The sequence below is a fragment of the Sorangiineae bacterium MSr11367 genome, assembly GCA_037157805.1.
Lineage (GTDB): Bacteria > Myxococcota_A > Polyangia > Polyangiales > Polyangiaceae > Pendulispora > Pendulispora rubella.
The window spans coordinates 12,444,377-12,470,996 of record CP089983.1 but is presented as its reverse complement, the minus strand read 5'-3'; the positions used below and the strand labels follow the sequence as shown (position 1 = coordinate 12,470,996).

At 64.8% G+C, this 26,620-nt stretch carries 23 protein-coding genes; 15 read left to right on the top strand and 8 right to left on the bottom strand.

The window, feature by feature from the left end:
* Window positions 1–2: 2 nt before the first annotated feature.
* The 3 genes from LVJ94_48495 (at window position 3) to LVJ94_48485 (ending at window position 3,735) form a co-directional block, all read left to right on the top strand.
* A complete protein-coding gene (locus LVJ94_48495) occupies window positions 3–1,709 on the top strand; it encodes a HAMP domain-containing histidine kinase (protein ID WXB04722.1) in 1,707 nt (568 codons plus the stop codon).
* Window positions 1,710–1,714: 5 nt separating this feature from the next.
* Window positions 1,715–2,428 (top strand): response regulator transcription factor, encoded by a 714-nt coding sequence (locus tag LVJ94_48490; protein WXB04721.1) that lies wholly within the window; start codon window positions 1,715–1,717, stop codon window positions 2,426–2,428.
* Between the two features lie 71 nt (window positions 2,429–2,499).
* The gene (locus LVJ94_48485) at window positions 2,500–3,735 is read left to right on the top strand and encodes an AgmX/PglI C-terminal domain-containing protein (protein ID WXB04720.1); all 1,236 of its coding nucleotides are present in this window, start codon (window positions 2,500–2,502) and stop codon (window positions 3,733–3,735) included.
* A 6-nt stretch (window positions 3,736–3,741) separates the two neighbouring features.
* Here LVJ94_48485 and LVJ94_48480 read toward each other — a convergent pair whose 3' ends face one another.
* Both LVJ94_48480 and LVJ94_48475 read right to left on the bottom strand, forming a co-directional pair.
* Window positions 3,742–4,905 carry a DTW domain-containing protein gene (locus LVJ94_48480; GenBank protein WXB04719.1) on the bottom strand — a complete coding sequence of 388 codons (1,164 nt, stop codon included), beginning with the start codon at window positions 4,903–4,905 and terminating at the stop codon, window positions 3,742–3,744.
* A 76-nt stretch (window positions 4,906–4,981) separates the two neighbouring features.
* Window positions 4,982–6,478, bottom strand: a complete 1,497-nt coding sequence (locus LVJ94_48475) for an arylsulfotransferase family protein (GenBank protein WXB04718.1) — start codon at window positions 6,476–6,478, stop codon at window positions 4,982–4,984.
* Window positions 6,479–6,734: 256 nt separating this feature from the next.
* Between LVJ94_48475 and LVJ94_48470 the strand changes: the two genes are divergently transcribed.
* Window positions 6,735–8,675, top strand: a complete 1,941-nt coding sequence (locus tag LVJ94_48470; protein WXB04717.1) for a hypothetical protein — start codon at window positions 6,735–6,737, stop codon at window positions 8,673–8,675.
* A gap of 243 nt (window positions 8,676–8,918) precedes the next feature.
* Window positions 8,919–10,133, top strand: a complete 1,215-nt coding sequence (locus LVJ94_48465; protein ID WXB04716.1) for a chitinase — start codon at window positions 8,919–8,921, stop codon at window positions 10,131–10,133.
* 13 nt (window positions 10,134–10,146) lie between these two features.
* Here LVJ94_48465 and LVJ94_48460 read toward each other — a convergent pair whose 3' ends face one another.
* Complete coding sequence (locus LVJ94_48460) at window positions 10,147–11,694, bottom strand: hypothetical protein (GenBank protein WXB04715.1); 1,548 nt, start codon at window positions 11,692–11,694, stop codon at window positions 10,147–10,149.
* A 468-nt stretch (window positions 11,695–12,162) separates the two neighbouring features.
* Between LVJ94_48460 and LVJ94_48455 the strand changes: the two genes are divergently transcribed.
* Window positions 12,163–12,498 (top strand): hypothetical protein, encoded by a 336-nt coding sequence (locus tag LVJ94_48455; protein WXB04714.1) that lies wholly within the window; start codon window positions 12,163–12,165, stop codon window positions 12,496–12,498.
* Window positions 12,499–12,506: 8 nt separating this feature from the next.
* Here the strand turns inward: LVJ94_48455 and LVJ94_48450 are convergent, their stop codons facing one another.
* Window positions 12,507–15,251, bottom strand: coding sequence for a hypothetical protein (locus tag LVJ94_48450; protein ID WXB10819.1), 2,745 nt, complete (start codon window positions 15,249–15,251; stop codon window positions 12,507–12,509).
* 317 nt (window positions 15,252–15,568) lie between these two features.
* Here LVJ94_48450 and LVJ94_48445 point away from each other — a divergent pair, with 317 nt between their 5' ends.
* From LVJ94_48445 to LVJ94_48425, 5 genes are all read left to right on the top strand, one after another.
* Complete coding sequence (locus tag LVJ94_48445; GenBank protein WXB04713.1) at window positions 15,569–16,210, top strand: hypothetical protein; 642 nt, start codon at window positions 15,569–15,571, stop codon at window positions 16,208–16,210.
* Between the two features lie 70 nt (window positions 16,211–16,280).
* Entirely contained in the window at window positions 16,281–16,985 is a 705-nt protein-coding gene (locus tag LVJ94_48440; protein WXB04712.1) for a response regulator transcription factor, read from the top strand.
* Entirely contained in the window at window positions 16,979–18,307 is a 1,329-nt protein-coding gene (locus LVJ94_48435) for a HAMP domain-containing histidine kinase (protein WXB04711.1), read from the top strand. The genes LVJ94_48440 and LVJ94_48435 overlap by 7 nt, the downstream gene beginning before the upstream one ends.
* A 106-nt stretch (window positions 18,308–18,413) precedes the next feature.
* Window positions 18,414–19,349 (top strand): class I SAM-dependent methyltransferase, encoded by a 936-nt coding sequence (locus tag LVJ94_48430; GenBank protein ID WXB04710.1) that lies wholly within the window; start codon window positions 18,414–18,416, stop codon window positions 19,347–19,349.
* Between the two features lie 159 nt (window positions 19,350–19,508).
* On the top strand, window positions 19,509–20,150 hold the full coding sequence (locus tag LVJ94_48425) for a hypothetical protein (GenBank protein ID WXB04709.1): 642 nt from the start codon (window positions 19,509–19,511) through the stop codon (window positions 20,148–20,150).
* On the opposite strand, the gene LVJ94_48420 is transcribed toward LVJ94_48425, so the two are convergent.
* Window positions 20,147–21,676 carry an FAD-dependent monooxygenase gene (locus tag LVJ94_48420; GenBank protein WXB04708.1) on the bottom strand — a complete coding sequence of 510 codons (1,530 nt, stop codon included), beginning with the start codon at window positions 21,674–21,676 and terminating at the stop codon, window positions 20,147–20,149. The genes LVJ94_48425 and LVJ94_48420 overlap by 4 nt on opposite strands.
* A gap of 56 nt (window positions 21,677–21,732) precedes the next feature.
* On the opposite strand from LVJ94_48420, the gene LVJ94_48415 reads away from it, so the two are divergent.
* Window positions 21,733–22,419, top strand: a complete 687-nt coding sequence (locus LVJ94_48415) for an AraC family transcriptional regulator (GenBank protein ID WXB04707.1) — start codon at window positions 21,733–21,735, stop codon at window positions 22,417–22,419.
* On the opposite strand, the gene LVJ94_48410 is transcribed toward LVJ94_48415, so the two are convergent.
* Window positions 22,420–22,761 carry a hypothetical protein gene (locus LVJ94_48410; GenBank protein WXB04706.1) on the bottom strand — a complete coding sequence of 114 codons (342 nt, stop codon included), beginning with the start codon at window positions 22,759–22,761 and terminating at the stop codon, window positions 22,420–22,422.
* Window positions 22,762–22,777: 16 nt separating this feature from the next.
* Entirely contained in the window at window positions 22,778–23,491 is a 714-nt protein-coding gene (locus LVJ94_48405) for a DUF2306 domain-containing protein (GenBank protein WXB04705.1), read from the bottom strand.
* 114 nt (window positions 23,492–23,605) lie between these two features.
* Here LVJ94_48405 and LVJ94_48400 point away from each other — a divergent pair, with 114 nt between their 5' ends.
* The gene (locus tag LVJ94_48400; protein WXB04704.1) at window positions 23,606–24,145 is read left to right on the top strand and encodes a hypothetical protein; all 540 of its coding nucleotides are present in this window, start codon (window positions 23,606–23,608) and stop codon (window positions 24,143–24,145) included.
* 45 nt (window positions 24,146–24,190) lie between these two features.
* Window positions 24,191–24,937, top strand: a complete 747-nt coding sequence (locus LVJ94_48395) for a MerR family transcriptional regulator (GenBank protein ID WXB04703.1) — start codon at window positions 24,191–24,193, stop codon at window positions 24,935–24,937.
* A gap of 20 nt (window positions 24,938–24,957) precedes the next feature.
* Here LVJ94_48395 and LVJ94_48390 read toward each other — a convergent pair whose 3' ends face one another.
* Entirely contained in the window at window positions 24,958–25,383 is a 426-nt protein-coding gene (locus LVJ94_48390) for a cupin domain-containing protein (GenBank protein WXB04702.1), read from the bottom strand.
* A gap of 117 nt (window positions 25,384–25,500) precedes the next feature.
* Between LVJ94_48390 and LVJ94_48385 the strand changes: the two genes are divergently transcribed.
* Window positions 25,501–26,535 carry a helix-turn-helix domain-containing protein gene (locus LVJ94_48385; protein WXB04701.1) on the top strand — a complete coding sequence of 345 codons (1,035 nt, stop codon included), beginning with the start codon at window positions 25,501–25,503 and terminating at the stop codon, window positions 26,533–26,535.
* Window positions 26,536–26,620 lie beyond the last annotated feature (85 nt).

Genomic DNA, 26,620 nt, shown 5'->3' with positions numbered 1-26,620 from the left:
GCATGCGCGCACCCTTGGCGTGGCTCCTCTTTGCCCTTGGTGCGGCCATCCCGTCGGTGGCCGTTCTGGTGGTGGCCCTTCGCGCAGCCTCCACCGAAAGCGCCCGCGCGCGCGAGGAACAGCTCGCCGAGCGCGTGGCCACGGCCCAGGCCATCCAGCGCGACGTCGACGCCGCCCTCGCCCGCGCCAAGGAGGCCTTGCGCCGCCTGGAACCGGCCGCCGTCTCCCGGCTCGAGCCGCGGTTGATGGCCGAAAAGCCGGACTTCGCCGACGTCGTGGTGATGGGCGCCGAGGGGCAGCTGCTCGTTCCGAAGCCGATGAGCGACGAGCCCCCTTCCCCTCCCGGGTGCCTCACCGATCGCGCCGAGCTCCTGAAAGGGGACCGCATCGCGGCGCGCGATCGCATCGTGGGAGGCTGCCCGCACCTGAAGAGCGAGCAAGGTCGCTATCTGTGGCCCCTCCTGGCGCTCGAGCGGGTCGCGGAAGGGAGCACGCCGGCGGAGGCCATCGCGAGCTGGATCGACGAGCACGCCACACGCCTCGCGCCGGCGGAGCGCTCGGTGCTGCGCGCGCGGGTGACGCCGCTTCCCGAGGAAGTCCGCGGCGCGATACTCCGGGCGCTCGCCCGGCCGCTCGCCCTTCCCCGCACGCTGGCCGCGCTCCTCACCGAGCCGCGAGGGAGCGACTCCGTCGAGGCGGGGCTGCGGATCCACCGCGGACGCTACCTCGCGCTCGTACGCCCCATGCCCGAGGGCCTCGAGGCCGGCTTCGTCGTCCACGAGGCCTCGATGATCGGCGCGCCCGGAGTGCCTGCCCACTTGGTCCTCGCCCCCGGCGCACGCCGCGACGCCACCGACGTGGCGTTGACCCCGGAGCTCGTCGTTCACGTGGAGCCGAAGGACGGAGCCGCGCTCGACGCGCAAGCCCGCCGCAGTGGCCATCGCATCCTCGCCGTCGGCGTCGCCGGCTTGCTCACCGCAGTGGCGCTGGCGGCCGTCCTCTTTGCCCGAGCGCGCAAGGCGCAGCGCCTGGCCGAGCTGCGCACGGACTTCGTGGCCGCGGTGTCGCACGAGCTGCGTACGCCGCTGGCCTCGGTGCGGATGCTGTCCGAGCTCCTGGAGGCGGGCGACCTCCCGAACGACGAACGGCCCGAGGTGGAGCGCACCCTGGCCGGCGAGGCGCGAAGGCTGTCGGCCACCGTCGAACGCATGCTCCGCTTTGGCGCGCTCGCGCGGGGGCGCCTGTCCGTCCAAAAGTCGCGGATGCGCGCGGCATGCATCCTCGAAGATGCACGGGACCGCTTCCACAAGGCGCACCCGGACAAAGAGATCATCGTGGACGCACCCAAGTCCCTGGAGATGGACGTGGATCCGGCCCTGGTCGGGCTTGCCTTGGACAACCTACTCTCCAACGCCGCCAAGTACGCGGCGGAGGGGCACCCGTACCGGATCGAGGCGCGGCGCGACGGACACCACGCGCTCCTCTCCGTGAGCGACTCCGGCCCGGGGATCGCGGCCTGCGCGCAGCGTCGGATTTTCTCCCCCTTCGAGCGTGCCGACGATCGCCTGTCGCGCGCCACCGAAGGCACCGGCGTCGGACTGTCGCTCGTCCGCGGCGTCGCCCGGGCGCATGGGGGCGACGCGTTCGTGAAGAGCACGGTCGGCGTCGGCTCGACGTTCGTGGTTCGCGTTCCGATGGAGGGCTCGTGATGGCGGTGAGCGAGAACGGAGAGAGGGTGCTCATCGTCGAAGACGACGCGGCGCTACGCCTGGCCATGACCAAAGTGCTGCGTGCCGCGGGCTATCGCGTGGAGGTGGCCAAGACCGGGGACGAGGGGCTCGACATGGCGCTGGCCGATCCGCCCGACGTGGTGCTCCTGGACGTCATGCTTCCTGGGAAAAACGGCTTCGAGGTGCTGGCCGCCCTCCGGCAGCGCGACGCCGATCTGCCCATCGTCCTGATCACCGCCAAAGGGGAAGAAGCGGACAAAGTGCGCGGACTCGAGCTGGGCGCCGACGAGTACGTGGTGAAGCCGGTGGGGGTGGCCGAGCTGCAGGCGCGCGTCGGCGCGGCGCTCCGTCGCAGGCGGCTCCTGGCCAAGAGCGGCCCCGTCGCCGTCGGGGCGCTCACTGTCGACTTCGCCCAGCACGCGGCGACCCGGGAGGGAGCCCCGGTGGAACTGACGGCCCACGAGATGAAGCTCCTCGTCTTCTTTCTCCGCAACGAAGGGGCCCTCCTGCCGCGGGAGCGCATCCTGGCCGCCGTGTGGGGCGCCGACTACTTCGGGACGGATCGCACGGTGGACAACTTCGTCAACCGCCTCCGGGCCAAGGTGGAGAAGGATCCCAAGAACCCCTTGCACCTGGTCACCATCCGCGGCGCGGGCTACCGCTTCTCGCGCACGCCGCAGCGGCCCGAAGGCCGGTGACGAAACGGTGATATGGCGTGGAAATTCCCGAGACCGAGACGGTGCAGAGTGGCGCGCATGGAGGTCACACGATGAATCCGATGGGAACCCGAATCGCCTTCGCGCTCGTGCTGCTCGCGGGCTGCGGAGAGACATCCGCCGCTCCGGGGACAGCACCCGCCCCGGCCAACGTCACGTCCGAAGGTGCGCTGGAGCAGGCGCTGGTCGACGTCGACATCGGCCAAAACCTGGAGACCGCCCGCGAAACCCTGACGACGACGCTGGCCTCCGGCACCGTCTCCAAGGCAGACCGTGTGCGGGCCGATCTTGCGCTGGCCAAGCTCCTGGAATCGACGGACAAGGAGCGCGCCGTCACCCTCTTGGAGGATGCGGCGTCGCTGGATGACGAGGCGGCGCAGAAGCGCCTCTTTCGCCTGCTCGCCGGACGCGACGCGCCTTCCTCCTGGTTGCGCAATACCTGGGATGCGCCACCGCCGGCGAGCGCGTTCGCCTTCGCCCGCTACTTCCCCGCGGCCACGGCGGACAACGAGGTGGACGTCCAGGTCTTGGCCTTCGGCGGAGACGCGCGAACCACCGACACGCTCGGCACGTTCCACGTCGGCGACGCCCTGCGCTCGAGCGCGCTCGATGCGTGCGGCCTGTGCGAGCAGGTGAAGACGAGCATCCGCACCAGCAGCTCGCACATGGAGTTCTGGAGTGCCATCCCTGCCTATGCGGCGAAGCTGGAGAAGGCGCTGGTGGTCCTCTACGTCGACGAAGAGACGATGGTGCCCGAGCGCTACGCCAAGTGGCTGGCGGCCCCCGAAGCCGACATCCGCGCGGCGTTCGCGCGCGGTGAAGGCCTGGTGGCGGTCAAGGAGCGGCCCGGCGCGCCGCCGTTGGTCACGGTGGCCGCTCCGCGCGTGGCGCAGCTTCTCACCGTCGAGGCCACGCTGGCGGCCATGGGCGAGCTGCCCAAGCAGCCGGTCCCGGTGAAGGTCCACGACACGCTCACCAAGAACGAGATCCAGCGAGGGATCCGCGCCAACTTCGGCGCGTTCTGGACGTGCTACGAGGCGCTCGTGACCCGGCGGCCCGAGGCGCGAGGCAAGGCCAACCTCGGCTTCGCCGTCACGGCATCGGGCAAGGTCGAAGACGTGCATGTGACCTTGGACGCCACCTTGGAAGACCCCGAGGTTCGCGCCTGCTTCGAGAAGGCCACCCGCGCCATGCACTACCCAGCATGGTCCAAGAACCCCTCGGCCAAGACCACCGTCCGCTACCCCATCCAGCTCGCGAACGGCCCGGGCGATGGTGGCGGCGGGTAGCGAGATCTACGACGCAAGCGCGACGAGGGACGAGGCGACGTGGCAAAGCCCGCGGAGCTTTCGATCTGCGCGGCCCGCGGTGAACGCGGGGGAGGGTGGCGGCTCGCCCAAGGTGCGCACGCCGCTCTTGGGGGTGGACTTCGCGACGTGCCGGAGATCCAAGCGAGCCTCCGGCAGATGGCCACCCGACGCCTCGAACAGATTGGGCTCGTAGCGCCCCCAGGAGCAGATCACGTCGGTGTCGCGCACGAACGTGCGCCACGCCGCGTGGAGCTCTTCGAGCGAGCCGCCCGCGCGCAGGGTCGCCTCGTCGATGCCCGTGTGCATCGTGGTGCTCGGGGCCAGTTCGCGCTGCGGTGCCACGATGAACGAGAACGTCTCGCCGGTCGAGGGGCGATGCGCCGCCCACATCACGAGCTCGTCGCGGAGCTCCGGGTTCGCGGCGCGCTCGCGGTACGACCACGCGTTGGCCTCTGCGACCACGCAAAGCAGATCCGCCTGTCGCTCCGTCATCACACGCGGCACGCCCATCCGCCGTATGCGCGCTCGTCGCTTCTGGTGACGCGATCCTGCGCCCTGAAAGCGTGCCTCGGCCGCCAGTTGCGAGTCGATCATGGCTCGAAATGGCAGGAGCATTTTCGAGAAGCGCGCGGGATCGCCTTCCAAGGCGGAGAGGACGTGGACGAGCGCTTCGATCGTCGCAACGCACGACTCGTGGGGCTCTTTGCGAATGCGGTATTCGCTCGGACGCGGCGGCGTAAACGCATAGCGCGGGAGGGCGGAGAGCACGGGGTTGGTTTTCACCAACTTCTTCGTCTGCGCCCACGTCCCATCCACGACCACCAAGGTCACCGGACCGGGGGGCGGCTCGCGCATGATATCGATGGCGCCCTCCCCCGGGTAGAGCAGGATCGGCGGGCGCTCGGGATCCGACAAGGCCCGCGCGAGCGCCGGCGAATCGCCCCAATGGGCCCCCACGTGAAGGTCGGAATTTCGGAGGCAGAGGCTGGCCATGCGCGCGGTGCCGATCGCGACGTCGCGCTCGCGCGGGTGCTGGAGAAGCACGAGGCGGGTCTTCGTCTCGATCGGCGTGATATGCGCGCAGTAGCAGACGCTGGCGGGCCGCCGGCACCGGTCGCAAACTTCGCGAGGCACGATCGATTCTTGCATGGAACTCGCTCCATATGCGCACGCGCGCATCCAGAGCGCAATATCGAGCCGAAGCCCTACCCGCTTCTCATTTTTTTTACGGCGTTACCGGCACCGGCGCGGAACGCGCGATCACGCCGCCACCGCGATTTTCAGCGACGACCTGGACCACCTTCACGGCGCGCGGAAGCGGGACGGCGGTATCGAGCCCAGCCCACCTCCCGGAAGCGATCGGCCGCAGGTCGTCCGCCGCGTCGCCTCCGCGCACCACCCATCGCGCCACGCGGGTTGCGCCGTTCCAGATGGCGTGTACGCGAATCGTGCCATCGGCGTTGGTCTGCACGCTCGCGACGGGCGCCGTGTCGGGTTCGCCATTCCATTCCAAGCGATAGGCGCGGTACGTGTCGTAGCCGGTCGGGAGCTTCGCATCGAACACGATGCGACCACGCTCGTCGAATTCGGATACACGCCCGAGTTGCCCCCAGCCGACGAACGTATGGTCCCCGTCGAGCCCCTGCGCATTCCCCTGCGAGGCGGCCGAGAGCTTCTCGGGGTGCTCGAATGCGCGCAGCAACGTCGCGGTGCGCGCCACCCGATCGTGGCGTATCCAGAGGATGCGCGATGCCGGCAAAAGGGGTGTACCGTTCGACTCGTTGTCGAAAATTCGAAGGGTGCGAAAGCCTGCGGCAATCGGGTTGTGCTGATAGGCAAATACCGCATCTTCGTCCAACGACACGTCGCTTCGCTTTCCGCCCAGGCGCAAGAGCACCTTGCCGGAGCGCCGATCGAGTTTGTACACGGTCGACGTGTGACGGGCCGAAATCAGCAGATTGCCGTCTTCGTCGGGGCTGACGGCATTCAGGTGGAAGTAGTCGTACGGCTTGTCCGCCGATGCGGGCGCGGGCTGATTGGTCTCGTCGAGCGGAACGTGATCGAGGCTGTGCCACTCGAAAAGCACGTCCCCGCTCTCGATGTCGATCTCCTGGACGACGCCGTCGATCACCTTGCCGGCCGTCGAACCACCGACCGACGAGAGGTCGCGCGTCACGGCATTGTAAATCGTAATGAGCGCCGTCCCCTGCGGCGTAATGAAAAACTCGTGGGAATCGGCATTCAGGCCATGGCCGGCGCGCACCTTGGCGATGACGTGGTACGAGCGATCGAGAATGTAATTCGTCGTTTCGCCGTGCTGCAGCCCGCCGAATCCTTTGCCTTGCGACCAGGTGAGCACGGGCTCACCGTGGTAACGCTGCGCGCGGAAATCGGTGGCGTATTCGCCATCGGGAAGGGGATTGAACCAAACGACGTGCGCCTCATCGTCGACGATTTCGGGACCGTGCTCGCGCACACCACCACCCGGCGGCGCTAGACCGCGCGCCTTCGGTGCGATGAAAATGAGCCCGCGCGCCGCGCGAGGGGCATGCGTAAGAACGGTCACCTGGGGCGGTCGCAACTCGGGTGTGTCGGAAGCCGCCGCATCTTCCGAATCGGCGTGCGCGCTCGTACCGACGAGTGCGAGTCCGATCACCGAGAGAGGACGAAACAGCCCGAAACGCGCGCCGCGTGAGCGACGCAGAGGACGAGAGAGAGCCATGGTGTGAGACTCCGGGGTAGAACGAAGGCTTGCCCCAACGACGCCGAAATCGTTCGCGGCGCCGTCAGCGGCAGCGTGTACACCGAAGTCGCATCATGGAAAATTCATTATACGAGACACATTGTCTTGTAAAGTGAAATTTTGCCGCTGGTGGAGGAACCAGACAGCCCATCCCTCTTGGGCCGCTGTAGCCTCCACATCACGAACGTCGCCATTCGCACGACGTGAGTCGGTCGCGGTACTCTCCGCGGAAACCATGAACCAAACGCACACTCGAACATGGGCGCGGTTGTCTCTCGTGTTGGCGGCCATCGGCGCGACGGGTGGGTGCTCCACCGAGATGCCGAACAATGACGAGGCCTCGGCGCGTGCGCCATTGGAAACGCGTGGCGACGTGCCGCTGCGGCACGAAGCCTCGAGCCCAGGTCCCCTCGCCCTTGCGTGGAGCGAGGATCTCCGCGCCCCCGTCGTGGAGCACCAGGGTGCGCTGCACGCCCGCATCCGCAATATGCGAGACCACCGCGCCGAAGTCGACATTTTGGCCACGGCGAAGGTTCACGGCCGCACGGTGGAGCGCTATCTCCGTCATACCGTCCTCGATGCCGGAAACACGGAGACGCTGGTCATCGAGCCAAGCGCGCTGCCCATACCGAGCCAGGGGTTCCCCTTCGATGTCCAGCTCGTGGCGCTCGTGAACGAAGAGGGGCGCCAGAAAGTGGTTTACTCCCCGAGCCTGCAAATCGCACGTTCGGCGGACGGCACCCCATCGTTCGTGTCGACGCTCGACTCCTCGGGGCCACTCGCCGCGGAGGCGCGCGATGGCGTCGAAGTGGGCGAACCCATGCTGGTGCAAACGGACCTTCCCGCCACGCAGGCGTTCGAAATGGACGCGTCGCGGGCGGGCACGTCCATGGTCCTGTGCACGAAATGGAGCGGGTCGTTTTCCGACACGCACCTGGGCGAGGACTTCGTGGACGAGGGACACCTCGAGCGCTTGCAGGCCGACGCAAAGCCCCTCGAACACTGGGTTCGCGATCCGCATCCCGCGCGATTCGCCTCGGCGACCGTGTCGGGCACCGGTGGAAAGGTCTGGTCGGGCGCGCTGGATGCCAAGGGGTGCAGCCCGACGATTCGACTGGCACCGGGGACCTACTCTTTTGCCGTTTCGACGAAGCTGGTGTCGGGCAAGACGACGTACGACATCCTCAAGGTCTTCGAACCGACCCCCGGCGTCCCATGCACGCCAACCCGAATCGCCAATCCACCCAAAAACTGGTGCGAGAGCAACGATTCGATTTCGACGTCCTTTACTGTGCCGAGAAACGCTCCCGGTTATCTCCGTGTGAACATCCCTGCGGGCCCCGAATCGCCCGCGACGCGCGTGGCCTCCGTGGCAGGGCAGATGCTCGCCACGGCCGACAGCGGACACCAAGCCAATGACACGTATCCGATCTACGCCAACAGCGGCTGTCCTTACTACAAGGACCCCAACACGGGGGTCGTCTGGTACAATTGGGACGAAGCCTGTGGCGGGCCCACGGCGTATTTCGGATTGAGCCAATCCGCGGATCATCACGACATGACCACGCTGAAATTCGTGATCGCGCACGAGCTGGGTCATCAGCTTCAGATTCATCGCCTGGATTGGGCCTTCACCGGCGGTGGCGACTATCCCCCGTCGGCGTCGGCGCCCGAATCGTGCAAGTGTGATTTCGTGGAAGCGGCCAATCATCTGCATTGTTTGCAATCACGCCACCATTTCTGGACGGCCGAAATCGAGGGCTGGGCGCACTTCATTGCACAACGGACGTTCAACCGGCGCCTGCGCGACGATCCCGTGTTCGCCTACTACAAGGAAGTACGGACGGATGATGGCATCGTTCATCATCCGCCGTTCGTGCTCGATGCGCGACAGCCCGTGACGTGGATCGCCCAACATTGCCCCAAGGCCGCCGAAAGCAGTGAATGGGACCTCCTGACGTTTCTGAGCACCCTCCAAGGTGGCAGCGACGCTCCCCTGCTCGGCCTCACGGAGATCTACGGCATCTACGAGAAGCTCCACGGCCTATCCGCGCCGCAAACATGGACGGGCATGGACCGCGCTGCGCTCTCGTATTTCGGAAACGACGCGAGCCATCCGAAGTACCGGCTCTTCCACGACGCCGGGCACGCGTCGGGCCTCGACGATGCACCATGATCACGAGGCAATCGCCATTTCGCGAGCCGAAGCGCGTACACTTGAACGGAAGTTAATTTGCAAACCTCATCGATCCGAGGCGCCTGATCGGCCCGATCGGGGCGCCATGATCTGCGAGATCATCCGTATGCGGCTTTCGCGGCCATCCGCTCGCGCGATGTCGACGTGCGCAAACGCCATGGGACACGGCACATAAGCTGCACGGGCACGGCGAGGCATTTTCGCTCGTCACCTGGAGGCAACATGCGCCGATCGAAGGCATCCAAGAAAGCATTTTCCTTTGCCGTGCTCACCGCCATGGCGTGTTTGCCCATCGCGGTCGTCGGTCGCGCAGCGCCGGCCGCGCCCTCGGCGCTCGGCAACAATTGGTACGCGGCGGCGCCCTACCTCATGCCCCAGAGCAACAGCCCGCCCGATCCCGTCGCCGTCATGTCGGCAACGGGTTTGAAGGCCTTCCAACTCGCCTTCATTTTGGCGCCCAACGGGGGCGGCTGCTCTCCCACGTGGGATGGCACGTCGGCCGTATCGTCGGATACCGTGGTGGCGGGCGTGGTCTCCAAGATTCGCGCGGCGGGCGGCGACGTCTCGGTCTCCATAGGCGGCTACGGCGGGACCAAGCTCGGTCAGACGTGCGGCGACGCCGCATCGACCGCAGCCGCATACCAACAAGTGATTACCAAATACCAATTGAAGGCCATCGACTTCGACCTCGAAGAGCCCGAATACGAGAACGAGGCGGCCATCGCCAACGAGCTCGGTGCCGCCAAGATCCTCCAGGCCAACAACCCCGGCCTCTTCATCTCCGTGACCATGCCCGGGACCGCGGCCGGCACTGGATGGTTCGGCACGTTGCTCCTCGACAAGGCCAAGTCGATCGGATTCACGCCGAACAACTTTTCCATCATGCCGTTCGACGGTGGCTTCAACGGCGCCTCGAGTCAGGTCTCGGCCCTCGAGAATTTCCATGGGCTGCTCATGAGCCACATGGGCTGGGACAGCGCCACGGCGTACGCGCACGAAGGCTTTTCCGGCATGAATGGCAAGTCCGATGTATCGGAGTATTTCTACCAATCCGATTTCGAGACGGTGCTCAACTATGCGACCGGCCACGGATTGGGACGCTTCACGTTCTGGTCGGTCAACCGCGATCGCCCGTGCGGCTCGTCCTCGGACAATGGTATCTGCAGCAACGTCACGCAGAATGCCTGGGACTTTACCAAGTACAGCGTGCGCTTCGCCGGTGCTACGCCGCCCGTCGACGCCGGGACGCCACCCCCCACGGATGCGGGCGGCGGAGGCATCTGCTCCGCGCCCGCCTGGGCATCCTCGACCCCGTACAACGGCGGCGCCGTCGTTTCGTACAACGGCCACAAATGGACCGCAAAGTGGTGGACACAAAACGACGTCCCCGGCGGCCCCGCCGGCGTCTGGGCCGACAACGGCCCATGCACGTCGTGAGGTGACGCTCCGCTCAGCGCGGAATCGGGCTCGGTCGAATCCAGTGCACGGGCCCCGTGGGGGGGTAGCGGCGCGATTCGCGTTCGACATCGGCGACGGGAACGAGCACGTGCCCGGATGTTGCGAGGGCGAGAGGAAGGCCGACGAAGGACCCTATCGTTTCGCCGCGTGCCAAGTCGAGAACGACGCCCGGCACGAGCGCGGTCTTCCTGTCCACTTCGATGGCGACCCGCTGGCCCCGAAGCGCGAAGTCCGGGGCTCTCGATTCGAGATCGTATGGAAAGCGCCGGCGTTCGCCCTTAGCGTCGTAGGCGATCACGCGCTCGCGGTCGTCGTTGCTGTACGGGTGGCTGTCGAAGAGCCCCCGGTCACCGGCGTGTACGACGAGGCCGAAGCCGGAGGGCCACCGGCCGATCGTGCCGGTGGCCTTGTCGTAGAGGAGGTAGATGTTGTCCCACGTATCGGCATCGCCCAACAGATCGCGAAGTTCGAGTTCGAACCCCACCTCGCTTCGCGTCCCGTCGACGTCGAGTCGTTCGATGGCGGCGCGAACGCGCTCGCCCTTGGGAGCGTCGCCGAGGCAACCGAAGAAGAGCCTTTGGTGCTCCGGGTCGGCTTGCACGATTTGCGCGTGGCACTTGGGAGGAATGAGCGTCCTTTCTGCGCTGCCGTCGCGCAGAACGATGGCGCCACCCCGCCGCAGAACGAGGCGTTGCCCGAAAGCACCGAGCGCGTCTCGTGCATCGGTGGACTGCCATCCATCGACCTTCCGGGCTACCCGCCGAATCGGTCGATCGCCGTCCCAGCCGTACGTCCCATAGACGTTGGGGCGCCCGCGACAGCGACGCGAGGCAAGGGTCGTTCGGGCCTTCGGGAGCTCGATCGCGCCGCTGTCATTCGTATCCGCAACCACCACGTCGAGCCACACGAGCTCCCCGCCGGGGTCGAGGCGCGCGCGCCAAAGTTCCCCTGGGCCGTACGAAACGATGCTCTCGAGTCCAGACGCGAGCTCCCGCACCACCAACTCCGGGCGTCGTGCCGGACCGCGAACGTACGCGAGCCGTCGGCCTCGCTCGTCGAACGAAACGCTGGCCCGGGAACGAAACGGACTCTTTCCATCGTCAACCAGGCCACCGGACAACTCCGTCTCTTGGCCCGCGAATGTATCGAACAGGACGAGTTTTCCTCCCCGCCCGAAGACGACGTACCTCCCCGTGGAATCCGCGCCCGCAAAGGCATCGAGACGATCGCCCTCGCCACCACCAAGGACGAAATAGGGCTCGAGCTCATCGCCACCCATATCTCCATGGTCGGCCATGCCGACTTCGATCGTCCCATCGCCATCGGTGTCGCGGCGCGCTTGGCAAAGCACGACCCAGTGACCATCGGGAGCAACCGCTTCGACGAGGAGCGGATGCGCGGTGCCGATATTCTCGGCCGAGACGGGCGGCGGTTTGACCGAGGATGCCTCGGCATCGAGAGGGACGGGCGCGTCCTGCTTGGTGGATCGTTTCCGGCAGCCCGAGAGCACGACCAGTACGAATACCAAGCAAAAGCTCAACCCCCGAGCAATCCGCCAATTTGAAGTCGGCATAGCAGTGGCGCGGCCCCCTCTCTCTCGAGTTCGTTACATGACATATCGGCCGCCGAACTGTTCCCGAGTTTTTACGAAATCTACGCCCCACTCAACATGAGCAACGATTGCTCGGATTGAGCAGCCCGACGACGACTGCCGCACTGTATCGAGGCCGGCTCGGTCTCTCGCATCACGGGCCAGTGCATGAGATGCACGAGATCGGTTCAATGGCCGTGAGAAATAAGAGTTCCCGGCGGACGTGCCCATGAGCACTTGGCCGGGGCCATGCGACGACGCTCCGTAAAAAATCCTCGATTCCAATTCGAGAAAAAGTCCACTTCCATTTGTTCCAAAATAGATAATTCTCTGTGCTCGATGGGTGGCCATCCCTCGCACGCACGGCGTGTAGCGTGCTCGTGCGTGCGGTCTGTCCATGGATTCGGGAGAACAATCATGAAGAGCATCGGAACGTTGGGAACACTTTTTGGAACGTTGAGCCTCCTTTGCGTGCTGGGGGGCTGCGCGTCCGAGAGCGACGCGGAGGGTGACGACGCCGCCTCGACCCTGCCTTCCGACGCGCAGGAGGTATCGCCCACCGCGACCAAGAGAGTCTCCTTCGTGGACTCGTGCAAACACCCTCATGCCGAAGGTGCGTCGAACGGCGCCGTCGTCTCGGCGAGTGCTTCCAGCTGCCAGCGAAGGAATGGCACGTGGACGGGACCCAAGTCGTGGAGCGGCCAATGCTTCCGCGACCTGGAAAACAACGACGGGAACCTCCGCTGCCGCTGATCTCCATCTTACGGTTGCGCGGGCACCGACGGATCGGTCCCGGCATCTTCTTCGTCGCCGTCCCAGAGGCCATCGCTGTCGCGATCGAGCGCGATGCGAGTGCCCGATCCCCGCGGGACGCAGGTGTACGTTAGCGGTTGTCCATCGGACGTGGCAGCGCGCCGCAGGAGGCTGTCGTCCACCGGGGGAAGGCCGCGATGGTTCGTGGAGAATTGCCCGTTCCCCAAATAGAGAAAGCTCGATGCGCGGCTGCCGACGCGCGTCCTGGCCACGAGATCGCAATCGCCGGCGTCCGCGCGTGCGCGCAGCAGATCGATGCGCGGCGATGCCGTGGCTCGATTTCGCGCCGTGAGCGTGACCTGCTGGCCGACAATCGGCTTCAGATTGGTATCGAACACCAGCTGAAAGGATTCCAGTTGGCGCCGCAGACGGTCGCCCTCCGGCCCCAGGGGGATGCCCGTGGGGTTCTCGGGAGAACGGTTGAACGAGGCATTGCTGATGAAGCGGAAGACCGAATCGAACGATCCCTCGTGGGTGAAGCCGAAACCGCGCACTTGCTCGCCGAGAAATTCGTTGTTGCCGGGATTGATGAATGGCAGTTCGGCCAATCCGAACATGCCCACCTTTTGATAGAGATTCCGCAGGTGCGCCGTTTTGAAGAGCTGCGGGAGGAAGGTGAAGGAGGACCTGCCGTCCGAGCCGAAAAAGCCGGGGGCGCTCGAGCCGGGGTTGGCCTGCGGATCGAGCGTATGGCAGCCCGCGCAGCTGAACCCCTCGAACGACGGCGGACCGGTGAAGAAGTCGCGCCCGGCCTGCTGATCGGCGGTGAGTGAATCGTCCAGCGCCCGAATAGGGTTCGGAGGATAGGTCACTTGGAGCATGAAGTCGCCAAAGGCTTGCATGTCCCCATCCGGAAGGGGCTCGCTGCGGCCGAGCAACGCTTCGAATGCGCCATTGAACTTCTTGAACGCGGCGCCTTCGTCGAACGAACCGCGGTCGGGTTGTGCGCTGCTCATGTCATTGCCCCCCGTGCGATCACCGCGCCAGTGCATCGGCCCCTGGTTGGCCATGCCACGCAGGCTCTGCGTGGTCATCGGCCCCTTCATCGGGTGGAAGTCGGGGTTGATGCCCGGCTCGTTCACGAAGGGGCCCGGATTGCGGAGCACGACCTCGTCAGGATTGCCGAGATCCCAACCGAGGCTATCGAAGTCGCCAAAGACGTGGCAGCTCGCGCACGCTGAATCGCCGTGCGACGACGTCGTGCGTGCGTCGTAAAGGAACTTGCGTCCCTGCACGACGCTCGGCGGCTCGGGATTGAACATGGGAACGTGGGCGATTTCCCGGCGCTGCCGAGGATCCAAGATGGAAATGGAATTATCGAATCGGGTGAGCACGTAAAGGAGCCGCCGCCGCTCGTCCAAAACGAGCCCCGTCGGTCCGCCGCCGCTCACGGAAATCTGGTCCGCCTCGCTTGGAACGAACGTGTCGCTCTCGAGCTCCGCCGTGCGATAGACGCCTACTTTGCTCGAGCCCAGCGCCGACACGTAGAGCATCCCGCCATCCGCGCTCACCGCCATGCTCTGCGGAAAGGCCAGGCTTTTCTCGCTCTCGACGTTGGGCACCGGCGCACAGCACGCGCCGTAGTCGATGTGCTTGTTCAAGTGCCGTGGCGTGACCGACCCCATGCCCAGGACGGTGATGCGGCTCTCGTGGAGGTGCCCGCGCACGCTGCTCCCGGCGAAGGTGCCCGGCCCCTCGAATCGAACTTCGTTGAACGCTTCCGTGTTCGACACATAGACTTTCCCGCTGACGGGGTTCGCCGCCATGTTGAAAAGAATGGTCCCCACACCGGAGAAGGCACCGGGGTGCAGCGCCGGCGGGTTGGCCGTCGCGTCGATGGCAAAGACGTCTCTGTCCGGGAGGGAGAAACGTACGCTCGAATCCCAACTTCGCCCGAGCTCGTCGACCCAATTCGTGCCGTTGTGGCGCACGATCAATCCCGCTTCCGGCCGTGGTATGCCTTGAAAATTCGTATCTGGTGCGGGGAGACCGCCTTTGGCCTCGCCCCCATCGGGGACGAATCCGTCGTTGATGACCTGTGTGCGGTTGCCCGTGTGGAACCCCGCGGCATAGACGGTGGTGCCATCCGAGCTGACGGCGAGGGCGCGCGGCGTGTCGGTGAAGAGATTCAAGATGGTTCGCGGCGTACCGCTCAGCGTATCCCCGGGCCGCGCGGCATCGAAGACCCATACGTCGGCCCTGCCGATGCCCGGCGTGGTGAGCTGTGGATCGTAGGGGGCATTCTGGCCGCGATGCGCTGTGGTGATGAAGGCTTTGGCGCGCCCCGCACCCGCAAATACGATGTCGCGCGGCTCGTCCCCGACGTGAAGCGTGCGCACGACGTGCCCATTTCCCGTCGCATCGAGCGAAACGACGCTCACGCTGTCGGACAAATGGTTGACGACCCATACTTCGCTCTCGGTTCGCGCGGCCACCGCCACCGGCTCGAGGCCCACCGGAATGGATCGACGATGCAGCAATGCATTCTCGCGAACTTCGAAGACCTCTAGACGATTGTCCGGAGTATTGGTCGCAAACAGAAACCGTCCGCTGGGCGACAAAGCCAGCGGCCGAACTTGGCCCGATTCGAAAACCGTGAAATGCGGAGCGGCTCGTGCGGAGGGTGACCAACTCGTGACGCCAAAACAGAGAACGAATTGCCCCAAAAAGGATATCTGACGGCGAAAGCGCATCATGAACACCTCCTCATCGGATAAAAGGCACATTCCCCGCCACCGACGGCAAAGACGGCCATCCGTGTTTCGGTCAGACCATAACATGCGCTCGAGCGCGCGCAATGGACCGCGCGTTGATACAATTTGAAATCTATCGACGTGGATCGCTCTTCCGTATCCGTGGATCATCGACATATTTCGAAATCGAGACGAATACGTCATTGCCCTCGAATCGATGTGCGCGCGACACAAAACGATACATACTCGTGGCATATACGCTGCTTGATGCCGATAGCATGATGCTACGAAATAGATTTTCCAAGCCACGGCTTACGATGCCACGGCTCGTCAACACGCATGCTTTCGTATTCGCCCTGCTCCCCGCCGTCGTGCCGAATTGTGCGCCTTACGATGAAAGCCCCCTGGGATCATTGGACGACGAGCCACGCGATGGAGGTGCTCCGCGGAGGGGCAGCGACAGCGGCGATGTCTCCGATGCAGCGGCCCCCGGGGCGCCCGGCTCGCAAGAGCACTTTGCCTGGTGGTTCAAAAACCTGAATTACAGAAGGCATCCTGCCTTCGCGAAGGTCACCTCCGCACCGTACCCGTCCGCGGTCGCGGGGGGCTCGAGCATCGAGGTGTACGTGACGAAGTCGCTGGCGGACACTTATCTCGGCATTCGCCCCGATCGGACGGGGTCGAATGCGAGCATCCTCCCGCCCACGGTCATCGTGCGGGAGGTCTTCGGCGTGAATGGCCAGCTCACCAAGCTGACCGTGATGGCCAAAGGGCTCGACGGGTACAATCCCGATTTGGGCGATTGGTATTTCGGGGAGTTCGATTCCCGCGGAAATGTTCTTTTGGACTCGAACGGACGCCGACGTGCAGGAAGGTTGGGCGATTGCTACGCGTGCCATCTTCCCCGTAGAGACGACGCCTACCTCTTTGGCGTCCCCGATAGCGCGCGGGCACAATGAGCCCTCTTCGCACTATTTCAATTCATTGCAGCACGCGACACCGTTGGAGCTCTGCGCTAACCTTCTACGCATGGCCGAGTCCATGGCAGCACTGCTGGTCGAAGATGACTTTCGCCTGGCATTCTTCACGGCCGACTACCTACGGCAGCACGATGTGAGCATCACCCACGTGGCCGACGGGGAGGCCGCCGTGGTCGAGGCCACGCGACGCAGCTTCGACGTGGTCGTTCTCGATTTGATGCTGCCCAAGCGCGATGGAATGAGCGTTTGCCGCGTCATCCGCAACATATCGGATGTACCCATCGTGATGGTCACGGCACGCGCGGACGAGGGTGATCGCGTTCTGGGACTGGAGAGCGGCGCCGATGACTACGTCGTGAAGCCCTTTTCGCCGCGGGAGCTCCTCGCACGCATGCGCGCGATCGTACGGCGAGACCGCGGCGCATTGGCACCGAAATCGCGCATCGTTCGCGCCGGCCCACTGGTGCTGCACCCGGCGCGCCGCACGGCCACCCTCGGCGAAAAGCCGCTCGTGCTCACGACGGCGGAGTTCGACCTGTTGCTGGCGTTCGCTCAGCACCCGGCCCGCATCCTGTCGCGCGACCAACTGTTGCGGCTGGCCAAGGGCAGCGACTCCGACACGTTCGACAGGGCCATCGACGTGCAGATCTCACGGCTACGGCAAAAGCTGGCCGCGCACCCGGAGGGGGAATCGCTGATTCGCACGATCCGCGGCGTCGGCTACATGCTCGAAGGTGGCGAGCCCTCGTGCTGAGGACTCTGCGGGGCGGGACCCTCTTCGAGCGGCTCTTCGTTTACGGCGTTTTGGTGGTCTTCGCGAGCTTCTTGAGCGCATTCCTCATCGCCACGAAGACGTTTTTCAGCGTCGGGGAGACCATGGCCAGCATGGCCGCGCGGGTGGTCCCCGAATTGTGCGCCACGGGGAGCGCACCGCCGGGCAAGTTCGATGGGCCTTCGGCAGCGCTCTATCGCGATGATGGCACGCTGAGGGCGGCGCTCGGCGAGCAGATCCCCCCGCCGCTGCCGCGCGGAGACATCGCGCAATTGCACATTCTGGGTTACCACCCCGCGGGGGTCCATATGGCCTTCTTGTGTCGCGAGACCGCGGGCGAATATGTGCTCATCGCGCCACCTCCGTTCCCCTGGAGGCATGCCGGCACGCTCTTCCTCGCCGTCTGCATCGTGGTGGCATTGGGGTCGTCGCTTCCCTTCGCGCGGTCCATCGCGAAACCCATCGAGCAAATCGTCGTCGTTGCGGGTTCGTTTGGCCGAGGCGATTTGTCCGCCCGGGCGAATGGCACGTTCTGCGGGGAGGTCGGCGACCTGGCACGGGCCTTCAACGACATGGCCCTGCGCATCGAGCAGCTCATTTGCGCCGAAAAGGAGCTCCTCGCCAACGTCTCTCACGAGCTTCGCACACCGCTCGCGAGAATTCGGGTCGTCCTGGAGACGGCCCAAGAAGCCCCCGCTCGCGCCCAGGAATTGCTCCATGAGATCGGACGGGATCTCGCGGAGCTCGAAGAGCTCGTCGAGAACGTCATGGCCTCCGCGCGAATGGACGTCGCCTCGACCGAGATGTCCAGCGCACGCTTGCCACTTCGGCTCGAACGCCGCGACCTATGCGCCATCGCCCACGAGAGTGCGCGGCGCTTTCGTCGAATGCACCCTCACCGTCAGCTGGAGCTGGAATCATCACGGGAGCCCGCGTGGGTACGCGCCGACGCCACCCTCATGCGGCGTGTGTTCGACAATATCTTGGAGAATGCATGCAAGTACTCGGACGTCGGCTCGCCCATCCTCATGCGGCTACATACCGATGCAGGGGCGGTTCGTGCCGAGGTCATGGACTCGGGGATCGGGATCGACGCAGAGGATCTCCCCCTCGTCTTCAACGCATTTTTCCGAAGCGATCGCAGTCGCAATCGCGAGACGGGCGGCGCAGGATTGGGGCTTTGCTTGGCCAAGCGCATCGTCGACGCCCACGGAGGCAGCATCGGAATCGACAGCGTTCCCGGAAGGGGGACGACGGTGAGGATTCTACTGAAACCGACGGATGACGTTTCCGCGTTCGCGTAGGTCCTCGTATCTTGGGCCGACGAGTTCGGTCAGGAACCTGTAGAGCCTGCCAGATTGGGGGCTACGGGGTATCGCCGGACGGGTTGAATCGGATTATTGTCGCCGAATGGCTCTTTCCCTACCGAACGTTCTGGACCCCCTCCGTCGTGCCTATGGGTGGTTTCTTTGGGAGTTTCTGAAAGACCATCCCCGAGAGCAGCAGTGGGTGCTCTTCGCATTGCGAAAGAACTACCCGATTTTCTTGGACTATCGCGTGGATTCCAAACCACGGTACGGCTTTGGTAAGCCGCCGCACGCTGCGCTTCAACAGATGCTCGCGCGCCACGACGATGACTATCAGCGATGGCTTTCTCGCTTCGCCGAGTTCGAGAAGAACTTTCGCGAAATCCCGAGGGTCGCGCCCGAGTCGTCGACCGAGCCTCGATGGTTGAATGCGATGCTTCCGGCGCTCGACGGCGTTTCGATCTATGGCTTTCTCGCGGCGACGAATCCGAAGCAATACTTCGAAGTCGGCTCGGGCAACTCGACCAAGTTTGCGGCCCGCGCCATTCGCGACCATGGCCTGCAAACCACCATTACATCGATCGACCCGATGCCTCGCGCGGAGATCGACGGGCTCTGCAACCACATCGTACGCAAGCCGCTCGAAGACTCAGATCTCTCGGTTTTCGACGCCCTCGGCCCCGGCGACGTGCTCTTCGTCGACAATTCCCATCGCGCGTTCATGAACTCGGATGTGACCGTCGTCTTTCTCGAGGTGCTTCCCAGGCTGAAGCCGGGTGTGATTCTGGGTATTCACGATATCGAATTACCCTACGACTACAACCCGAACATCTCCGAACGGTACTATTCCGAACAGTACCTTCTCGCGGCCTACCTCCTCGCGGGCGGCCCCCACGTGAAGCCCATCCTGCCCGCGATGTACGCCTCCAAGACCCCGAGCCTGCACGGCATTTTGTCGGGCGTGTGGAACGCGCCCGAACTGCATGGCCTCGAGACCCACGGCACCAGTTTCTGGCTGGAGATCCAAGCCCCGGCGTGAATCATCGCCGCGCCCGATCGTGTGCGCGGCCCACTCTTGCAGCCTCGGTCACGAAGTTTGGGTGACCGAGCAAGCGGTGACTAGGAACAACGCGTTCCCACCCCCCGTGGATCCGAGTCCGTCGACAGTCCCCCCGCCCGTGAGTATCGTTCGGCGGATATGACCGAGACCGTCGTCCTCGTCGTGATCTTCGCGATGTTCGCCGTACTCTTCATAGCTGGCAGCGTCTTCCATCGAGCGCGCCGGCGCCGCGAGGACGGCGAACGACTCCTTGCAGGGCGCGCAAACCGAATAGAAGTCGCGTTGAAAGCGCGCTTGGCTACGGGGTACCCGGTACTCGTCCTTGGTGCGGTCCTCGGTGCGTGCGCTGCGGTCACGATCATCACCGTGCACGACAAGTGGCACTCGCCAAAAGCACCCGTGGGGTTCGTGCTTTTCGTGGGGGCGGGGATGTCGCTGCTCAACATCGTGTCTCAGCTCCGCCGTCGAGCGGGAACATTGGTTCTGGACGCTGCGCGTGGCACGCTCTCCATCGAGGGGCCGCCTTCACCTCTCGAAATTCCACTCGACGAATCGGTCCAGATTCTGGAGGTCGTCGCGGCACCGAATCGACTAAATCCCATGTTGAGGCAGTGCATGGTGCTTGAATACCAAGGAACCCGAATCGGCTTTTGGTACCCTCTGCGCAGGGAAGAGCCACGACTCGGCCCTCTCGTTCACACCCCTCCAATCGATCTGGCCGCGGACTCCAGCGCGCGGGTGATCCATGAACGGCTACGAATGACCCTGAAACTTTCCTAATGATCGCGCGTCCCGAACCATCTCGACGCCGCGCGGGTGACCTCCTCGGGACGGGGGATCGTGTCGCTCGCCCAGGCGACGAATCCATCGGGACGCACGAGCAGCGCACGGAGGCCAAGGCGGTCCTTGGCGTCATGGGCCACGTACCGGACACGGTCGCCCCAAAGGCCGTCGAGCGCTTGGAGCGACGCCTCGTGGCCGAAGTCCAACAGCAGACCGGTGCCATCTCGGAGCAGTGTGCCGAGCCTCGTGCCGTCTTCGAGCTCGAAGTCCGGGCAGCTGCGGCCCACCAAGGGGTGGTCCTCGCCAAGGTCGTAGCGGAGGGTAGCGCCCCAAACGCGTTCTGCGAAGTAGGTCGCGCCGTCGCGCGTCTCGATGAGATCGCGGACGATGGCTTCGAGCGCGCGGGAATGCTGGCTAGGTCGCATCAACGAGACCTGGGCCCGCGACCAATCGAGGACGCGCGCCCCGATCGGATGCCGCTCCGTGGTGTAGCTGTCGAGCAAGCCATCGGGGGCCTCGCCGCGGATGGTTGCAGCAAGCTTCCAGCCAAGGTTCAGGGCGTCCCCGAATCCGAGGTTCAAACCTTGTCCGCCGAGCGGTGAATGAATGTGCGCGGAGTCGCCCGCCAGCAGCACGCGTCCTTTTCGGTACGTCGTTGCTTGATGCGCGCGATCGGTCCATGTCGACGCGACGTGCAACGCGTCGAGGGTCACGTCCGTGCAGGACACGCGCCGCAAGACCGCTTGCACGTGTTCGCGCGTCATCGGTTCGGTGCGGTGGAATGCGCCACCGTCGAAGTCGGCCATCCCGATGAAGCCTGGCTGCCACTGCGTGTACATACCGGTCGGCGTGTAATGACGGCCCAGAGGGAGTATCGAGGGGTCGGCGATATCGACTTGAATCGAATATCCGGTGAATTCCGGCTCGGTACCGACGAACTCGAAGCCCGCTTGCTTGCGCACCGTGCTGCGGGCGCCGTCGCAACCCACGAGAAAGCGCGCGTGAAAGCGTTGCCCGCCGGCGCGGACGGTGACGTCATCGCTCGAATGCTCGAAGCCTTCGACACCGTGGCCGCGCTGGATCTCGACGCCGAGGGACAGTGCGTGGGCGGAGAGGACGCGCTCGAGTTGCTCCATCTCGCTGCCAAATTGGGTGTCGGCCGGGCCCGGTAATCGGTAGGTCCACCGCGACGAATCGATGTTGCGGTAATCGAACTGAATGCCCGCGAAGTGGCCCGCCGGCCCGCGGAGCGGGGCTCCCGAACCAATCGATCCAGGTCGCGGCTGGCCGGGCGCACCCTCGGCACGAGGTGGCGGGGCCATTCGTTCCAGCAGCCCGCGCCGGTAGAATGCTTCGATGCTTGGGCCCCAGAGTCCGCGCATTCCAAACGGGAGCTGCTTCAGGGGTGAGTGCGGGTCCTCGGATTTCTCGAGTACCAACACGGAGACTTTCGCGAGCCGCAGCTCACAAGCTAGGAACAAGCCGACGGGGCCGGCCCCTGCGATGATGACGTCGTAGACCAAGATGTATCCTCCACGACGGATTTACGCTACGTTTCCTGGCGAGGCCCGCGCGAACGATGTTGCAATCCGGCCAAGTGCTATCGCGATTCGGCCAGGCGCGCGTGCTGGTGCCGATGCACAGCCATCGCGAAGCGCTGCTCATCGTCAGCCTGCGCGGCAACGCGACGATCGGCACGGGCGATCAGGACTGGGAGCTCCCACCGCGATCGATGTTGTGGGTCGCCGGCCACACACCGCACCGCGTGCACACCACGGCCGATCATCACTCGCTCATCTTGTCCTTCCCGCCCGAGCTCGTCGCGCGTGCCACGGGATGGGTCGACGCCTCCGGGTTCGTGCGCGACCTCGTCGAGCGCGTCGGCAAAGCGCCGGATTCGGAGCGCCGCGATCGCCTCACGGCCGTCCTCCTCGACGAGCTTGCCGAGCCGGTTCCGGTCAACGCGCGGCTGCAACGCGTGACCGAGCTCGTCACGCAGCATCCGGCGACGAGTGCGGCCGAGCTCGCACGCGAGGTCGGCCTGTCCGAGCGCACGTTCCGTCGCTGGTTCCGCGCCGACGTCGGCACGAGCTTCACGCGCTGGCACCAGCAACACATCGTCGAGCGCGCGATCCAGCAACTCCACCGCGGCGACAGCGTGAAGTGCGTCGCAGCCGACCTCGGCTACACGAGCGCGAGCGCGTTCATCGCCATGTTCAAGCGACTCACCAACGCCTCGCCGCAGCGATATCTATCTTCCCGATAGTCAACTTCGCGGCTTGCCCGGAACGCACACGGCGGGGACTGGGTCCGCACGCTTGCCGAGCAGGATGTCCGCAGGGCGGTACTCGTCACCGCTCTTCACATACAGCGCACCGGTCTGCGGGTAGGCGCAACCAACGATGTCGTTCTCTTGCCACGTGTCGCCGAAGCGAACGTCGACGGCAAATGCGATGTACTCACGCGCGCTCGCGTCACGGAGCGGCGTGGTTTGGGTCACGCGCACACGGCGTTCGCGCGGAGGGAGTCGGGCGCGGGAGAAGCGGCTTCGCTCCTTCTCCTTCTCGGCCAGGGGCTTCACGAGCGCTTCCTCGACCCGACGCTGCACGGTGGCTGGGAGAGAATCAGCGGCGGACGTGGCCGACGTGAGCAGCGGGACGAGCAACAACCCGAGCACGCAGAAACGATGCCATCTTGAAACCATGAGCCTGCACCATCCTCTTGAAAGACCCGGCCACCCACTCGGCAATTGCGGCGCTGGCAAAGACCGGGCACCAAAGCGCAATGACATACGCGACGTCGGGACTCATTCCCGCCGCGTCGAGGCCGAACAACAACGCGCGCGACGTCACCGCGACGCTCATCTGGGCAAACACGTGCAGCATGGCACGCCGGTGCGCGCCGAGTTCCTTGCGTCGCGCGGCGAGCACGCCCTTCACCATGAACCACGCCACGAGCGCCGCACTGAGAAGAAACCCCGCGCTCACGAGCGGGCCGCCCTTCGCTTCGAACGAAAGGACGACCCCGGACGGAACCAGCGCGAACAGAACCACCGAGCCCGCGATGCGCCCCATCCATCGATGCCATACCGCGCGCCGTTGGATCGCGCGCGTCATGAGCAAGATGCAGAGCGGGAACGAGAGCAGCGCCGCCACGACGTGAACACGCAGCGACGCCAGCCAGAGCGCCTCGAACCGCAAGGGAAGCTTCTCGATCACGAACGGCGGAAGCTCATCCAGATTGAAGTACGCAAGGCTCGACGCGGTGATGAACGCCGCCCCCAGCGCCATCACGGAGAGGACGAGAACGCGGGGGGTCGTGGCACGAATGCGACTCAACACCCATGTACCGACGTCCGCGCGCGGCGAAAGTTCTGTCCGCGTGCAAATTTCTCAGCACCCCGACCCGAGGTCCGCTCGTGCGGTATTCCACGACTCATGTATATGTGCCCGATGCGCGCCACCGTCGTTCTGCTCCTGGCTTGGATGGTCACCGGATGCGCAACGACACCGCGCGGTCCTCTCGCCCCACGCGACGCCGCGCCACGTTCGATGCCGGCCCCCGCGCGCGTGAGCGCACTCTGGGAACAAATGGGAAAGACGATGCCAGGCACATGGTACGCACGCTCCCAGGAAAGGACCGTGACGGAATCGTTCCGTCCCATCTCGAACGGCAGCGCACTGGTCGAGGACTACACATCATCGAGCGGGCGGCCGACGGCGAGCGTCTACCATCCCGATGGGGATTCGTTGCTCGTGACGCACTATTGCGCCCAAGGGAATCAGCCGCGCTTGCGTGTGATGACGATTTCCGACGATGCCACCGCGGCCGTTTTTCGCTTGGTCGACGCCACGAATCTGCGCGAAGGGCAGGCCGTGCTCGTCGAGAAGCGACTACGGTTCCATGCGGACGGCTTCGACCAAACGGAAATCTATCGCAGTCCCGACGGCAAAACCGAAGAGACGATGCTTCGCTTCACACGCGCCAAGTAACGTCGCTCGCGGACAGCCTGCGGGTGCTACCATGGGAGGGCCGCCATGATGCTGTCGATTGGTGCCTTTTCGCGCTGGACCGGCCTATCCATCAAGGCGCTGCGCATGTACGACGCGGGCCGCATCTTGATGCCTGCCGAGGTGGACCGAAAAAGCGGCTACCGCCGTTATCGTCTGGCGCAGATGGCCGATGCGCAGCGCATTCTTGCCCTGCGGCAGATGGGAATGCCTCTGGCCGAACTGCGGCACGGGTGCATCGCTCCCGAGGAGCGCGCGGCACTGTTGGCACTCCGGCGCACCCTCCAAGAGCAAATGGAGACCCTGACGGCGCGGCTGAATGCCGTGGACGACGCGCTCGCGGTCCTGGACACGGGAGGCGCGCCGCCCGTCGTGCTCAAACGCGTTCCGCACGAGCGCGTGGTATCCCACCGCCATCGATTCGCCCACCAGGCCGAGGTCGATGCGCTGTTGGCCGAACTCTGCGCTCGACACCGGCCCGTCATCGCGGGCACCGTGTGGCACGACTGCGGTTCGCGCTCGGGGCAGGTCGATGCCCAGGTGTTTCTCCTGCCGCGAAATGCGCGTCCGCGCGACGGCGCCACCGAGCTTCCAGCAACCTGGAGCGCCTCCTGCCTGGTGGGCCACGACGACTTCGATTCCGCCTACCAAGCCTTGAAACGCTGGCTCCAACGCGCCAACTACCGGCAAGCGGGGCCCTACCGAGAACTCCAATACCGCGATGAAACCGACGCCGCGTGGTTGGAAGTGCAACTTCCCATCGTGCGCGGGTGATCGAGGACCGTGACGGGTGGTTACTTCTTTTGCTCCAGCGGAACGAGATCGAAGTGATCGGCTTGATATTGAAACAGCAGGCAATCTTCGCCTTTGTTGCAGCCGCTGTAGTGCGGAAGCTTCGCAGGTAAATCGTAAAACGAGCCAGCAGGATATTCCACGCGCTTCCCATCGATGACGGCGTAGAACGTTCCTTTAAGCACCACCGTCGGCAAGCTTTGCGAATGGGTGTGGAACGGATTGTCCTTGCCCGCTGGGAATACGACAAACGCTTCATACGGGCCTTTTCCGGTGAGGTTGCCACGGACGTTGGCGTATTTGATGCCGCCCGTACCGGGAATTTCGACCCATTTCAAATCGGCCGTGGGCCAGGAAATGGGCTTGCTCGCGGGCAATGGCGAAGAGAACAAAATGGCGGCGGTGGACAGCAGAATGGCGATTTTCATCGAAGCCCCTTTCGGCGGTTTGGCGCATCGTGGGAAGCGCCGGAACACGACCAAGTATCGGGATTCGGGGCGAACGGCGAAAGTGGCCCGAAAGACATAATGTGATAGGATCGGGCCATGTCGAACGCGGACCGGTCTCCCGAGACGGCGTCCACCGTGGCGGTGGTCGCCTTCGAGGGCATCAGCCCCTTTCACCTGTCCGTGCCTTGCATGGTGTTTGGCGACGACCTGGCAAGGCTGGGCGTGCCGCGTTACCGCCTGCTGATCTGCGGCGAGAAAACGGGCCCGATGGCGACCTTGTCGGGGTTCGATATCGATGTGAAGCACGATCTGTCCGCGATGGCGCACGCCAATACCGTGATCGTCCCGGCATGGCGCGATCCCGACGAACGCCCTCCCGCCGCGTTGCTAAAGGCTCTGCGCAAGGCGCATGCGCGCGGCGCCCGGATCGTTGGCTTGTGCCTGGGGGCTTTCGTCCTGGCCGAAGCCGGTTTGCTGGATGGCCGCACGGCCTCCACCCACTGGGTGTGGGCCGACGACTTTGCTCGCAAATACCCGCACGTCCGGCTGGATCAGAAAGTACTTTACGTGGACGAGGGCGATATCCTGACTTCGGCCGGCACCGCGGCGGCCATCGACTGCTGCCTCCATTTGCTACGCCGTGATCATGGCGCCGATGTCGCGAACCGTATCGCGCGGCGCATGGTCGTGGCACCACACCGCCACGGCGGCCAAGCGCAATACATCGAACAACCCTTGCCGGAAACCGGCGGCAGCGACCAACTCGCCATCACCCTGGACTGGGCCATCGAACATCTCGAGCAGCCGCTGTCGCTGGACATGCTGGCCCGCAAGGCGGCCATGAGCCGGCGCAACTTCACCCGACGCTTCAAGATGAAAACCGGGACCACAGTCTCGCAATGGCTCTTGAACCACCGGCTCTCTTCGGCGCAGCGATTGCTGGAAACCAGCGACAAGGCGATAGACCGCATCGCCGAAATCGTCGGATTCGGCTCCAGCGTGTCGCTGCGACAGCATTTTACGTCGGCGTTTTCGGTCTCTCCTGCGGCCTACCGCAAACAATTCCGGCGCGCGAGGGAGCCCTCGTGCATCGCCAACGTGGAGTCATCACGAAAATTCCAGCATCGGTGATGGCGACACGGAGCCGCGTCGTGCAGAGCACGCATTTATCCTCCTTCGAGGAAAGGCGGAAAATTCGACGCTTGTCTTTCCCAAG

Bases quoted from the DNA above. Each gene is read 5' to 3' on its own strand.
- LVJ94_48395 (WXB04703.1), top strand. From the start codon at position 24,191: ATGATGCTGTCGATTGGTGCCTTTTCGCGCTGGACCGGCCTATCCATC.
- LVJ94_48450 (WXB10819.1), bottom strand. From the start codon at position 15,251: ATGCGCTTTCGCCGTCAGATATCCTTTTTGGGGCAATTCGTTCTCTGT.
- LVJ94_48495 (WXB04722.1), top strand. From the start codon at position 3: ATGCGCGCACCCTTGGCGTGGCTCCTCTTTGCCCTTGGTGCGGCCATC.
- LVJ94_48480 (WXB04719.1), bottom strand. From the start codon at position 4,905: ATGCAAGAATCGATCGTGCCTCGCGAAGTTTGCGACCGGTGCCGGCGG.
- LVJ94_48385 (WXB04701.1), top strand. From the start codon at position 25,501: ATGTCGAACGCGGACCGGTCTCCCGAGACGGCGTCCACCGTGGCGGTG.
- LVJ94_48470 (WXB04717.1), top strand. From the start codon at position 6,735: ATGAACCAAACGCACACTCGAACATGGGCGCGGTTGTCTCTCGTGTTG.
- LVJ94_48475 (WXB04718.1), bottom strand. From the start codon at position 6,478: ATGGCTCTCTCTCGTCCTCTGCGTCGCTCACGCGGCGCGCGTTTCGGG.
- LVJ94_48430 (WXB04710.1), top strand. From the start codon at position 18,414: ATGGCTCTTTCCCTACCGAACGTTCTGGACCCCCTCCGTCGTGCCTAT.
- LVJ94_48390 (WXB04702.1), bottom strand. From the start codon at position 25,383: ATGAAAATCGCCATTCTGCTGTCCACCGCCGCCATTTTGTTCTCTTCG.
- LVJ94_48415 (WXB04707.1), top strand. From the start codon at position 21,733: ATGTTGCAATCCGGCCAAGTGCTATCGCGATTCGGCCAGGCGCGCGTG.
- LVJ94_48400 (WXB04704.1), top strand. From the start codon at position 23,606: ATGCGCGCCACCGTCGTTCTGCTCCTGGCTTGGATGGTCACCGGATGC.
- LVJ94_48485 (WXB04720.1), top strand. From the start codon at position 2,500: ATGAATCCGATGGGAACCCGAATCGCCTTCGCGCTCGTGCTGCTCGCG.
- LVJ94_48440 (WXB04712.1), top strand. From the start codon at position 16,281: ATGGCCGAGTCCATGGCAGCACTGCTGGTCGAAGATGACTTTCGCCTG.
- LVJ94_48455 (WXB04714.1), top strand. From the start codon at position 12,163: ATGAAGAGCATCGGAACGTTGGGAACACTTTTTGGAACGTTGAGCCTC.
- LVJ94_48465 (WXB04716.1), top strand. From the start codon at position 8,919: ATGCGCCGATCGAAGGCATCCAAGAAAGCATTTTCCTTTGCCGTGCTC.
- LVJ94_48425 (WXB04709.1), top strand. From the start codon at position 19,509: ATGACCGAGACCGTCGTCCTCGTCGTGATCTTCGCGATGTTCGCCGTA.
- LVJ94_48445 (WXB04713.1), top strand. From the start codon at position 15,569: ATGCCACGGCTCGTCAACACGCATGCTTTCGTATTCGCCCTGCTCCCC.